We start from the raw sequence: 12,553 nt of genomic DNA, 5'->3' as shown, positions 1-12,553 counted from the left end.
AGTCCGGAAATGAAGTATTTACGTAAACAGCGTGAAGCTCTCGGCGGTTATTTGCCTGCTCGTACCACAGATGCAGAGCCACTAAAAATTCCAGAGCTATCAGCTTTTTCTGCAATTACCAGCAGTACGGGTGAACGGGAAATTTCAACGACCATGGCCTTTGTACGCATCCTATCGGTTTTATTGAAGGATAAAGAATTAAGCGCGCGCATTGTACCGATTGTTCCGGATGAGTGTCGGACTTTTGGTATGGAAGGTTTGTTCCGTCAAATTGGTATTTATTCTCCGGTTGGACAACTTTATACACCCGTTGATCATGAGCAGGTGATGTATTATCGTGAAGCAAAAGACGGTCAGATCCTGGAAGAGGGTATTAACGAAGCAGGAGCTTTCTGCTCATGGATAGCTGCCGCAACATCTTACAGTACCAACAAACTAACAATGATACCTTTCTATATTTATTATTCAATGTTTGGTTTTCAACGCATTGGTGATTTGGCTTGGGCAGCAGGTGATATGCAGGCACGTGGATTTCTCTTGGGAGGTACTGCTGGGCGTACAACATTGGCTGGTGAAGGTTTGCAGCATCAGGATGGTCATAGTCATCTAATGGCGTCAACTATTCCGAATTGTGTTGCTTATGATCCAACTTATGCGTATGAATTAGCTGTAATCATTCGCGATGGTTTACAACGGATGTATGAGAAACAAGAGAATGTGTTCTACTACATTACCGTAATGAATGAAAATTACACCCATCCTGAAATGCCAGCAGGTGTTGAAGAGGGTATCCTCAAAGGTATGTATCTCTTACAAGAGAGTAAGAAAAAGAGCAAAAAACATGTGCAACTGTTGGGTAGCGGAACTATTCTACGGGAAGTTATCAAGGCAGCACAAATGCTTCAAGATGATTTTGCTGTCACTGCGGATATTTGGTCTGTTACGAGTTTCAATGAGTTAAGACGTGATGGCTTGGCTGTTGAACGGCGTAATCGTATACATCCCAATGCTAAACCACAGCAAAGTTATGTCAGCCAGCAATTGGCCGACCGTAAAGGGCCTGTGATTGCTGCTACAGATTATATGCGCTTATATGCTGATCAGATAAGACCTTACATTGCAGCGCCTTATGTAGTACTTGGCACTGATGGATATGGACGCAGTGATACGCGTGAGCGCTTACGCCACTTCTTTGAAGTGGATGCTAAATTCATTGTTCTAGCTGCTTTAGATGCGTTAGTGCAGCAAGGAGAAATGCCTAAATCAACGATTGTTGATGCAATGAAACGTTATGGCATTAAAAGTGAAAAAGAGGATCCAGTAACTCACTAGGAGCATTCTCAATTCCTCTCGTATAGCTCTACAATTTTACATTGTTTATTTATTGCATGACTATACGAGTTGAGTTGATGCCCAGGTTTATCTAATGTTCTTGTAACATTAAATTTGGTTAAATAAATTGCAGTTTACCTGTTTGCTGAGGATAACTATGGCAGATGAGATGAAGATTAAGGTCCCCGATATCGGTGGCGCAACAGGTGTTGATGTCATTGAAATAATGGTTAAACCAGGGGATGAAATAAGCGTAGATACACCATTAATTACGTTGGAGTCTGATAAGGCGAGTATGGAGATTCCTTCGCCACAGGCCGGTAAAATTGGACAGTTGCAAGTTAAGGTTGGTGATAAAGTTTCTGAGGGTGATGTCATTTTAACTTTGATTGGAGAACAGCTGAAAGTTGAGGAAAAAAACCTTCTACAGTTGCTTCATCTATATTCCCAGAAAAAGAAGAAAAAATATCAAAAACGGAAGTGGTAAGCCTAAAATCGCAAACTATCTCACAACGCCAGGAGGTTTGTATACCTGATATTGGTGGCGCGACTGATGTTGATGTTATTGAAATTATGGTCAAACCGGGTCAATCTATTACCAAGGATCAATCACTTATTACCCTGGAAGGTGATAAGGCAACGATGGATATTCCTTCGCCCGCGGCGGGAGTTATTGATAGTATTGCTTTAAAAGTAGGGGATAAGGTATCACAGGGTGCTTTGATCCTTGTATTAAATGCAGAGCAGATAAACGATACAGAAGTGCAATCATCAAGCCAGTTAGAAGAGCCAGCTCCAGAAAAGACAGTAGCACAACCTGCTGTGGTTAGTTTTGAAAAATCAAATTTAGTAGATACGGAAAGCGCTGGAACAACTGTCTCTGCGGGCCCGGCGGTTCGTCGTCTCGCTAGGGAGTTGGGAGTAAACCTTAATGAGGTGAAAGGAAGCGGGCGAAAATCGAGAGTGATGAAAGAAGATGTGCAGGCCTATGTAAAGGCCAGATTGAGCGAAAAGCCATCTACGGGTGGTTTTGCACTTCCCAGTGCACCTGCAATTGATTTTTCCAAGTTTGGCGAAATTGATGTTAAGCCTTTGAATAAAATTAAACGCTTGACTGGCGTTAATGTTCATCGTTCGTGGATTACTATTCCTCATGTGACTCAATTTGATGAAGCAGATATTACTGAGCTTGAGACATTTAGAAAATCAGAAGCGGAACATGCAAAGCAAAGTGGTTTCAAATTAACGATGCTTGCTTTCGTAACCAAGGTAGTGAGTAAAGCGCTAGCGGTATATCCACAATTTAATGCGTCACTGGATGCAAGTGGTGAGAATTTAATTTATAAGCGCTATTGTCATATTGGGATTGCTGTTGAAACGCCAAATGGTTTGGTTGTTCCAGTTATAAAAGATGTTGATCGTCTAACGGTTAGCGGCATTGCTGCGGAAATGGCTCGTTTAAGTGCGAAAGCTCGGGATAAGGGATTGATGCCTGCTGATATGAATGGTGGTTGTTTTACCATTTCGAGTCTCGGAGGGATAGGTGGTACGGCTTTTACGCCGATTGTAAATAGTCCTGAGGTGGCGATTCTAGGGCTCTCCCGCTCCAGTATGAAGCCTGTTTATGACAAGGGAGAATTTAAACCACGATTGATGCTGCCTTTATCATTGTCTTATGATCACCGGGTTATTGATGGTGCGGAGGCTGCGCGTTTTACTCGATTCATTGCTGATTCACTCAGCGATATTCGACGAATTTTATTATAATAGCTCTAGAATAAGCTAATAAAAGATAGAAGTTAGATTTTAAAAATATGAGGCGTGAAATGACTGCAAATATTAAAGCTGATGTGGTGGTATTAGGTAGTGGTCCTGGGGGGTATACAGCAGCATTCCGTGCTGCCGATCTAGGCAAGAAAGTAGTATTAGTTGAACGCTTCAATACCTTAGGCGGTGTTTGTCTGAATGTTGGTTGTATTCCTTCAAAAGCCTTGCTTCATATCGCTAAAGTGGTTGATGAAAGCCATGAAATGGCTGATCAGGGTGTCAGTTTTGGTAAACCCACACTGGATAGTAAAAAAATTGTTGCTTGGAAAAACTCTGTTGTTAACAAATTAACAGGTGGACTGAATGCTCTAGCCAAGCAGCGAAAAGTAGAGGTAGTAACTGGTGTTGCTAAATTTTCAGGTACTCACCAGGTAACTGTACAAGGAAAGAACGGTGTTACTACGGTTGAGTTTGAAAACGCTATCATTGCTGTAGGTAGTGAATCAGTTAATTTGCCTTTTATTCCTGAAGATCCACGTATTTTCAGTTCAACAGGTGCCTTGGAGTTAGCCGACATCAAAGGTAGTTTGCTTGTCTTAGGTGGTGGAATTATTGGTTTGGAAATGGCTACTGTCTATTCCGCTCTGGGTGTTGAGGTGACAGTGGTTGAATTTATGGATCAATTGATGCCTGGAGCTGATATTGATTTGGTTAATGTTTTACACAAGCGTATGATGAAAAAAGGCGTTAAGATCCTGCTGAAAACGAAAGTTACTGCGATGGAAGCTAAGAAAGATGGTATTTATGTCTCTATGGATGGCGAGCATGCTACTGATAAACCTTTGTGCTTCCAACAAATTTTGGTATCAGTGGGCAGAAAGCCAAACGGCGGCACTATTGATGCTGAAAAAGCCGGTGTAAAAGTTGATGAGCGCGGGTTTATTAAAGTTGATAAGCAAATGCGAACGAATGTTTCCCATATTTTTGCAATTGGAGATGTGGTAGGACAGCCTATGTTAGCCCATAAAGCAATACCAGAAGGCCGTGTTGCAGCTGAAGTGATTGCTGGTATGAAACACTATTTTGATCCCAAATGTATTGCTAGTGTTGCATATACTGATCCAGAGGTTGCCTGGACTGGATTGACTGAAAAAGAAGCTAAAGAGAAAGGAATAAACTACGAAAAAGCAGTGTTCCCTTGGGTTGCCAGTGGGCGTGCTTTGAGTATGGGGCGTGAAGAAGGAATGACTAAGTTATTATTCTGTCCTGAAACTGATCGGATTCTGGGAGCTGGGATTGTAGGGGTAAATGCCGGTGATTTAATTGCTGAAACCTCCTTGGCAATTGAAATGGGCTGTGATGTGGAAGATATCGCTTTAACTATTCATCCTCATCCGACACTTTCTGAGTCTATTGCCTTGTCTGCAGAAATGTTTGAAGGAACAATCACTGATCTTTATTTACCTAAGAAAAGAAAAGTAATTTACCCTAAATCGCCATAGTCTGAGTGTTGATTATTTAGACTATGGCTAATTGTTTTGAGTAGAAAGAAGGATTATTTCTAGCGCTAATAAAAGATGCATTTTAATAACCAGAGATTGTTGAAATTTTGCTAGCATCAAGATAGTAGAAATGTTCAACAACCCCTAAATACAATCTAATCTTTAGGACTAATATGAGACCTAAAATACGTCCAATGCAGCAAAGTGACATTGATAGAGTGTATGAGATTGAGGTGATGTCACATCGAGCTCCGTGGAGTAGAGATATTTTAAGTGATTGTGTGCTAGTTGGATATGATTGCCGAGTGATAGAGTCTAAAAAGCGTATAGAGGGTTATGTAATCTGTCGTTATAGTTTTAATGTTTGTCATATTCTCAACTTATGTGTAGCGGTTTCAGCCCAAAGAAAGGGCTACGGGCGCTCGTTATTGAGAGCAATACTTTCTTCTTTGGTAAATTCTAATTTCGATACTGTTATTCTTGAAGTTCGTCCCAGCAATGTTGCTGCACTTGCTTTATACGAGAAATTTGGTTTTTGCAAAGACGCGATCAAGGAAGCCTATTACCAAGACGAAAATGGTGTAGAAGATGCGATCCTGCTGAAAAAATTAATTAGCAAAAAACAACCTAAAAAGGCAAATTAATTATCGGATTTTTGGCGAAAACCAGGCAAAAAACGTGGTTTTTATTGTTGCAAGTTGTTGGGCGAGACGTCCAACCTACATTAGATAATATTACTTCATTCTTTCTAAAAATTCTTGCAAATGAGGTTTTCCTTTTTCGCTTTGCAGATAGCTACGTAAATTCTCTATAGCTTTAGTATAAGTTTCTTGATTGTGTGTGCCTCGCATTAATTCAAAGCGAAGGTAGACACAGTAGGTATTTAATACATCGGTTTCACAATAATCACGAATATTCTTTAAATTTCCCCCAAGGTATTGTTCCCATACTTTTGCTCCGCTCATACCCATTTTGCCTGGAAAGCCAAGCATACTGGCTATTTCATCCAGAGGTGCAAACGCTTTATTCTGATAAGCAGCCAGCACATCCATCAAATCCAGATGACGATAATGAAAGCGATTCAGATAGTTATTCCAGCGAAAATTTTGTTGATTCTCACCAGTTTCCCAATAAATTGGTGCAGAAATACCATGCAGTAAGGCACGATAATGAAGCACTGGCAAGTCAAAGCCCCCACCATTCCAACTAATCAGCGTCGGTGTGTATTTTTCAATACCAGCAAAAAACGTTGAATTAAATCCTTTTCATCGGCTTGCTCATCGCCTAAAGACCAGACCTTTAGTTGAGAGCCTTGACTCAGTACCAGAGAAATAGCAACTATTTTTTGGAGATAGTGCGGTAAAAAATCGTTACCAGTTTTACAGCGACGTAAAGTAAAAAGGGCTGAGGCTGTATCCTCATCAGATAGTCCTTCTAATTCATATAATTTTTGTCCTGTTTTAATATCAGGGATGGTTTCTATGTCAAATACTAGAATGCTCATGATGAAAAGTGCTCAGCGAAATAAGTAGGTTCATATTTTTAGCTAAAACTAACATAGCTGGGCTGATTTGGAAATGGAAATGAAAGAGCTGGGCTTGAGATCAATGGTTTAAGTCAAGCGATAATAGGTGTTCCATTTAGTCTGAGGCGGTGCGAAGCACCGTCCCAAATTCTTGATACAGAAGCTTCGAGACGTTGTAAAGCCCCTAGGCACTCTGATGTCATTGAAGGGCTCAGCGCGAACGAATTTAGGTCAGAAAATTCTTAAATTAACGCCATTGGCCCGGAGTGGGTTTGACATATCTTTAAACAAAAGAATTTTTAATGCTCTATCAGAATTTGATTTAAATTGGTGTCTTTTCGCGCAGGCAGAAGAAGTAAGAAATGGCACATACAAAGAAAAATGTTTAATTTTATCTACTTTTTTGCTACTAATACGTTCATTAACTCTAGTCTATACTAAATAAGAAAAATGAATTTAAAACTGCTAACGCTTATTGCTTTTTCACTGTTACTGATATCTTGCGCTAGCCCACCCCCAAGGGATGTTAATAATATTTGCCATATTTTTAAGCAATATCCAAGATGGTATTGGGATGCCCAGGATGTTGAACACCGATGGCGAATTCCTATTTCGGTACAAATGGCAATTATTCATCAGGAATCCAAGTTCGATGCTAATGCGAAACCTCCTCGGACAAAATTGCTTTGGATTATCCCCTGGAAAAGGCCGTCCACAGCTTATGGCTATTCCCAGGCACTGCATTCTACTTGGCGGCTATATAAAAGAGCTGGAGACGGCGGTAGGTATTTCGCTTCACGAGATGTTTTTGCCGATGCAGTTGATTTTATTGGTTGGTATGCTAATCAGGCTAATCGCCGTGCTGGAATACCCAGAGATGACGCGTATCGCTTATATCTGGCTTATCATGAAGGGATAGGCGGCTATCAACAGAGAACTTATTTAAAGAAGCCTTGGCTGGTTCAGGTCGCTCGTAAAGTTAAAGCACGTTCATATTTATATCAAGCGCAATTAACCCAATGTAAATCTTCACTAAATTCTAAACCTTGGTATAGGTAGGGATTTTAGACGATTAGATAATAATATGAGTTCGATATAAAAAATAGGATCCTGTTTTTATATCGCTCAACGAACGTTACTACATAAAATGCACAGCATTTATACGGGATCCAGATCAATATAGTCCAGTTCGATATTAGAATAATTTATTTTAGTATCAACTCATGTTAGTTAGATTAGTAATGACATCCAGGTGTTGAAAAGGTAGGATGATCGCTTAATTCAAATAGGAGCTGATTAATGCGTTTAATGTTATTAGGTGGTCCGGGTGCGGGAAAAGGAACGCAGGCACTTAAGTTAATTGATTATTTTAAAATACCACAAATTTCTACAGGTGATATGCTTCGTTCAGCAATTGCTGCTGGGACGGAGCTGGGTAAAAGCGCTAAAAAAGTAATGGATTCTGGAAAATTGGTTTCTGATGAAATTATTATCGGTTTGGTAAAAGAACGCTTACAACAAGATGATTGCCGGGCTGGGTTTCTATTTGATGGTTTCCCCCGTACTATTCCTCAGGCTGATGCCTTAAAGAATGCGAAAATTAAGCTTGACCATGTCATTGAAATAGCAGTTCCTGACGAGGAAATTATTAACCGCATAAGTGGTAGACGGGTACATGTGGCGTCTGGCCGCGTTTATCATGTCAAATTTCAACCACCTAAAAAAGATAATGTTGATGATATTACCGGAGAGCCTTTGATTCAGCGGGATGATGATAAAGAAGAAACGATTAAGCAACGTTTGTTCGTTTATCATCAACAAACGGAGCCCCTCATCAATTATTATCAGCAGTGGGCGAAAGCAAATGATAGTCAGGCACCACATTTTCATCGTGTGCAAGGTGTTGGTAGTGTGGATAGTATTTTTCAAGCTATTTTATCCTGTATTAATGATTAATGCCCGGGAGATCTCATGCCAGTCAACACTATAAAAACAGACCAATTTGAAGGTTTGCTTGCGAATCATGAAATAGTTTTTATTGATTTTTGGGCGGAATGGTGTGTTCCATGTAAGCAATTCGCTATGGTTTATGAGAAAGTTGCTGAACAAAATAAGACTGTTGAATTTGCCAAGGTCAATATTGAGGAAGAAGCCGAGTTGGCAGAAATTTTTCAAATACGATCGATCCCTCATCTAATGATTTTCAAGCAAGGTATTGCTATTTATTCGGAAGCAGGCAGTATGCCTGAGTCAACACTTAAAGAATTGGTACAGCAGGCTGTCAGTGTAGATGTCAGCGAAATTCGAGCCAAAATAGATAAAGGTGAAATTTAATTATTAAGGACTAGTCGCTGCTGGCAATAATCTTCTAAGGCTTGTTTTTGCTCTAGCTCAAAATTCAAGCCTAGTTTAGTGCGACGCCATAGGATATCGTCGCTAACACAAGCCCATTCTTCATTTTGTAAATAATCAACTTCAATCTGATATAAATCATTGCCAAAATGAAGACCTAGATCACCCATTTTTTCACATCCTGATAGCAATAATTCAGTGCGGGTGCCATAACTTGTCAGGTAACGCTCTACGATTGATTCGTTCAGCCAATAATATTTTTCATGTGCATAAGCAGCATAATCTTTATAAGTCCAATTTTCAAAGGTAGAACCAGGCAAGGGAATGGAATCTGTACGGGATTTTCTCAGTGAGGGGAAAAATGCTTGCAAACTATCAACTGATTCCAACGCCAATTGTCGGTAAGTTGTAATTTTACCACCATAAACCGTAAGCGCTGGAGCAGGTAAGTGTGTGCAATCATAAGTGTAATCACGACTTAATGCTTTGAGATCTTCTCCTAATGAGGCCAGTAATGGTCTGACGCCACTCCAGCTGTTGATAATGTCTTTTCGCTGTACCCGACATTGAAAGTAGTTGTTAACGAGATTGCATAAATAATTGACTTCTTCAGTGGAGATACAGACTTCATCTAAAGCGCCTTTAAAAGCCACATCGGTGGTGCCTATCATAGTATAACCATGGTACGGAACAACAAAGATAATGCGCTTGTCGTCATGCTGAAGGAGATAGGCATGATTTCCTTCATAGAGTTTATGAACGACTAAATGGCTACCTTTAACTAGAGAGATTTCAAATTTACTGGGAATACCTAATAATTTATTGAACGACTCAACCCAGGGGCCAGTGGCATTAACGAGCACTTTGGCAGTGATTCTCTGCTCTTGGCCAGAATTTTTTTTAGCAGTTAATTGCCATAGATTATTTTGTACAGTGGCATGGGTCACGGTTACCCTTGTTTGGATAGAGGCCCCATATTCTTTGGCTTGAAGTGCATTGGCAATTGTCAATCGAGCATCATCAGTTGCACAGTCATAAAATAAAAACCTTTGGCAAAATGATCAGCTAACGGTGAAAATAAGGTGAGTGGTTGTTGCGACGTATCAGTTTACTGTGTGGCAACTTATTCTTACGCTCAAGATTATCGTAAAGAAATAAGCCTGTTCGTAGCAACCAGGAGGGACGCATACCCTGTTGATAAGGTAAAACAAAAGGGAGAGGATAAACGAGATGTGGAGCTAGGCTCAATAACAGTTGTCGTTCATGCAAAGCCTTTTTAACCAGGGAAAAATCATAATATTCAAGGTATCGTAGGCCGCCGTGGATTAATTTAGAACTACTGGATGATGTTTTTGAAGCGAGATCCCCTTTTTCCAAAAGGATGACAGACAATCCGCGCATAGCTGCATCAGCGGCAATACCACAACCATTAATACCACCACCTATGATTACCACATCAAAAACTTGATCCATGTTTGGTCTCCGCAAAAAAGCGTATAGAATAGTTTTGGTTGCTGTTAAATTTAAGGATTATAAGAGGCTGATTTTATCAGTTTTTTATTTTCCTCTAATGAAATAATGTTTTAATTGTATTGAAAATCTAAATAGCATAATCAGGGAAGTAAACGCAATGAATTATCTTCTTGCCATTGATCAGGGAACCAGTAGTACTCGAGCCATGTTGTATAACAGTGTTGGTAAATTAATTACTTCGAGTCAATATTTATTGACACAATTTTACCCTCAACCAGGCTGGGTGGAACACGATCCGGAGGAAATTTGGCAGAAAACTTTAAAGGCTATGCAAGATGTTGTTTCTGAAGTAGATGTGAGCAAAATTATTGCTTGCGGTATTACTAATCAACGCGAAACAACTTTAATTTGGGATAAACAATCAGGCAAATGCCTGGCACCTGCAATTGTTTGGCAAGATAGACGGACCCAGGTGTTTTGTGACAGTCTGCTAGATTACAGAGAATTAATTCAAAAAAACAGGTTTATTGCCTGATCCTTATTTTTCGGCAAGTAAATTACATTGGCTAATGGCTAATGCACCCAAAGCAAGCGAGTTGGCTGCAAGAGGGCAATTGGCCTTCGGAACAATTGATAGCTTTCTCATTTGGCGTTTAACCAACGGTAAAGCCCATTTAACAGATATAACCAATGCTTCGCGAACCTTATTATTTAATATTGTTGAACGGCGATGGGATGAAGATTTATTAAAACTTTTTGCAGTCCCGCCGGCTATTTTGCCAGAGGTTTGTGCCAGCGATGCTCATTTCGGTAGCATAGAACAAGATTATTTAGGTGCATCGATTCCTATTACTGGTGTCGTTGGCGATCAGCAGGCTGCCCTAATTGGGCAAAGATGTTTTTCACACGGTATGGTAAAAGCAACTTTTGGTACAGGCGGATTTTTGCTTATGAATATTGGCGTTCAACCTGTTTTGTCCAAACATCGTTTGTTAACAACAATCGCTTACCAAATTAAAGGAAAAACTGCTTATGGCTTGGAGGGTAGTATATACCATGCCGGGACGACTGTTAAATGGTTGCGTGATGAAATGAAATTAATTGCAGCAGCTGCTGATACAGAGTTGCTTGCAAACAGTCTTAACAGCAATGAAGGTGTTTATTTAATTCCCTCATTCACTGGTCTAGGGGCCCCACATTGGATAACAACGCCGGGAGCCGCAATTATTGGTTTGACACGGACAACTAATCGTGCCCACTTTGCACGTGCAGCTCTAGAGAGTGTTTGTTATCAAACCCGTGAGGTTTTAGGTTGTATGCAAGAAGATAGTCAGATGATTTTATCTTTGTTACGTGTTGACGGTGGGATGGCTGCCAATCAATGGTTTCTTCAATTTTTATCCTCACAATGCCATTTAACGGTACAAAGGCCTGATGATATAGAAACAACTGCTCAAGGAGCGGCTATATTGGCAGCATTAGGCTGTGGCCTTGTGGATTCATTAGAGGCATTAGAGAAAAATTGGGTTTGTGAAAAGGAATTTGTAGCGACAACGGAGAGAAGCAGTATGGAGAAAGATTATCGTGGGTGGCAGAGAGCTTTACAGATGGTCAAGGCAGGATAAAAAACAGCCAGCACAAGACCGGCTGTCAAAGGAATTTAGCGTACATCTCGTTGTTTTTCGCCCGTATAGAGCTGGCGTGGGCGACCAATCTTGGATTTACTGGCAACCATTTCCATCCAATGTGACATCCAGCCGACAGTTCTTGCTAAGGCAAAAATAACAGTGTACATATTGGTAGGAATACCAATGGCACTTAAGGTAATGCCAGAATAAAAATCCACATTCGGATAAAGTTTTTTCTCAACAAAATAGTCATCTTCAAGGGCAATGCGCTCAAGCTCCATAGCAAGTTTGAACAAGGGAGCATCATGAGCACCAACAGCATTCAACACTTCATGGCAGGTCTTACGCATCACTTTTGCACGCGGATCATAACTCTTGTAAACACGATGTCCAAAACCCATTAAACGGAAAGGATCATCCTTGTCTTTCGCGCGTTTTATATAGTGGTTAATATGCTTAACATCCCCAATTTCTTTCAGCATATTGAGGCAAGCTTCATTTGCTCCACCATGCGCAGGCCCCCATAAAGCACCGATTCCTGCTGAAATACAGGCAAAGGGATTCGCACCAGTTGATCCGGCTAATCTCACTGTGGAAGTAGACGCGTTTTGTTCGTGATCAGCGTGGAGAGTGAAAATGGTATCCATCGCATCAACGATAATAGGATTGGGTTTGATATCTTCAGAAGGTACACCAAACATCATATGCAGGAAATTTTCAGCATAAGACATCTTGTTTTGCGGGTACATATACGGTTGTCCAATAGAGTATTTATAACTCATTGCAGCAAGGGTTGGCATTTTGGCAATTAAACGGATTGCTGAAATATAACGATCCCGCTGATTATTTAAATCCATTGAATCATGGTAAAAAGCAGATAAGGCACCGACTATACCGACCATAATAGCCATAGGATGAGCATCGCGGCGAAAACCATTTAAAAAATTATACATCTGCTGATGTACCATAGTATG

10 protein-coding genes and 3 pseudogenes are annotated in these 12,553 nt (G+C 40.4%); 9 read left to right on the top strand and 4 right to left on the bottom strand.

From position 1 onward, the window contains the following. The 5 genes and pseudogenes from BN58_RS12395 to rimI form a co-directional block, all read left to right on the top strand. Nucleotides 1–1,332: transketolase-like TK C-terminal-containing protein (locus BN58_RS12395; RefSeq protein ID WP_026069445.1), on the top strand; the 1,332-nt coding region annotated here is incomplete at its 5' end. Between the two features lie 157 nt (nt 1,333–1,489). Then, nucleotides 1,490–1,715, top strand: a pseudogene (locus BN58_RS34240) (biotin/lipoyl-containing protein); the annotation flags it as partial. Nucleotides 1,716–1,812: 97 nt separating this feature from the next. Beyond that, on the top strand, nt 1,813–3,099 hold the full coding sequence (gene aceF / locus BN58_RS12385; RefSeq protein ID WP_019217110.1) for a dihydrolipoyllysine-residue acetyltransferase: 1,287 nt from the start codon (nt 1,813–1,815) through the stop codon (nt 3,097–3,099). Nucleotides 3,100–3,158: 59 nt separating this feature from the next. Further along, entirely contained in the window at nt 3,159–4,601 is a 1,443-nt protein-coding gene (gene lpdA / locus BN58_RS12380; protein WP_019217109.1) for a dihydrolipoyl dehydrogenase, read from the top strand. 173 nt (nt 4,602–4,774) lie between these two features. After that, complete coding sequence (gene rimI / locus BN58_RS12375; protein ID WP_019217108.1) at nt 4,775–5,245, top strand: ribosomal protein S18-alanine N-acetyltransferase; 471 nt, start codon at nt 4,775–4,777, stop codon at nt 5,243–5,245. 90 nt (nt 5,246–5,335) lie between these two features. On the opposite strand, the pseudogene BN58_RS24945 reads toward rimI, so the two are convergent. Continuing rightward, nucleotides 5,336–6,105, bottom strand: a pseudogene (locus tag BN58_RS24945) (3'-5' exonuclease). A 471-nt stretch (nt 6,106–6,576) separates the two neighbouring features. On the opposite strand from BN58_RS24945, the gene BN58_RS12360 reads away from it, so the two are divergent. From BN58_RS12360 to BN58_RS12350, 3 genes are all read left to right on the top strand, one after another. Continuing rightward, the gene (locus tag BN58_RS12360; RefSeq protein ID WP_019217106.1) at nt 6,577–7,185 is read left to right on the top strand and encodes a transglycosylase SLT domain-containing protein; all 609 of its coding nucleotides are present in this window, start codon (nt 6,577–6,579) and stop codon (nt 7,183–7,185) included. Between the two features lie 240 nt (nt 7,186–7,425). Continuing rightward, entirely contained in the window at nt 7,426–8,082 is a 657-nt protein-coding gene (gene adk, locus BN58_RS12355; protein WP_019217105.1) for an adenylate kinase, read from the top strand. A gap of 15 nt (nt 8,083–8,097) precedes the next feature. Continuing rightward, entirely contained in the window at nt 8,098–8,460 is a 363-nt protein-coding gene (locus BN58_RS12350) for a thioredoxin family protein (RefSeq protein ID WP_019217104.1), read from the top strand. Here the strand turns inward: BN58_RS12350 and glpD are convergent. After that, complete coding sequence (gene glpD, locus BN58_RS24940) at nt 8,457–9,488, bottom strand: glycerol-3-phosphate dehydrogenase (protein ID WP_269570262.1); 1,032 nt, start codon at nt 9,486–9,488, stop codon at nt 8,457–8,459. The genes BN58_RS12350 and glpD overlap by 4 nt on opposite strands. Nucleotides 9,489–9,543: 55 nt before the next feature. Next, nucleotides 9,544–9,951 (bottom strand): FAD-dependent oxidoreductase, encoded by a 408-nt coding sequence (locus BN58_RS36180; protein WP_269570261.1) that lies wholly within the window; start codon nt 9,949–9,951, stop codon nt 9,544–9,546. Between the two features lie 157 nt (nt 9,952–10,108). Between BN58_RS36180 and glpK the strand changes: the two are divergent. Then, nucleotides 10,109–11,576, top strand: a pseudogene (gene glpK, locus BN58_RS24935) (glycerol kinase GlpK). A gap of 35 nt (nt 11,577–11,611) precedes the next feature. Here glpK and gltA read toward each other — a convergent pair. Next, the coding region (gene gltA / locus BN58_RS12335; protein ID WP_019217103.1) for a citrate synthase at nt 11,612–12,553 on the bottom strand (942 nt) is incomplete at its 5' end.

This window comes from Legionella tunisiensis, assembly GCF_000308315.1.
Classification (GTDB): Bacteria; Pseudomonadota; Gammaproteobacteria; order Legionellales; family Legionellaceae; genus Tatlockia; species Tatlockia tunisiensis.
This window is presented reverse-complemented; position numbering and strand designations above follow the sequence as displayed.

Coding starts and splice junctions, on each gene's coding strand:
- lpdA (WP_019217109.1), top strand. CDS start 3,159: ATGACTGCAAATATTAAAGCTGATGTGGTGGTATTAGGTAGTGGTCCT.
- adk (WP_019217105.1), top strand. CDS start 7,426: ATGCGTTTAATGTTATTAGGTGGTCCGGGTGCGGGAAAAGGAACGCAG.
- BN58_RS12360 (WP_019217106.1), top strand. CDS start 6,577: ATGAATTTAAAACTGCTAACGCTTATTGCTTTTTCACTGTTACTGATA.
- BN58_RS36180 (WP_269570261.1), bottom strand. CDS start 9,951: ATGGATCAAGTTTTTGATGTGGTAATCATAGGTGGTGGTATTAATGGT.
- rimI (WP_019217108.1), top strand. CDS start 4,775: ATGAGACCTAAAATACGTCCAATGCAGCAAAGTGACATTGATAGAGTG.
- BN58_RS12350 (WP_019217104.1), top strand. CDS start 8,098: ATGCCAGTCAACACTATAAAAACAGACCAATTTGAAGGTTTGCTTGCG.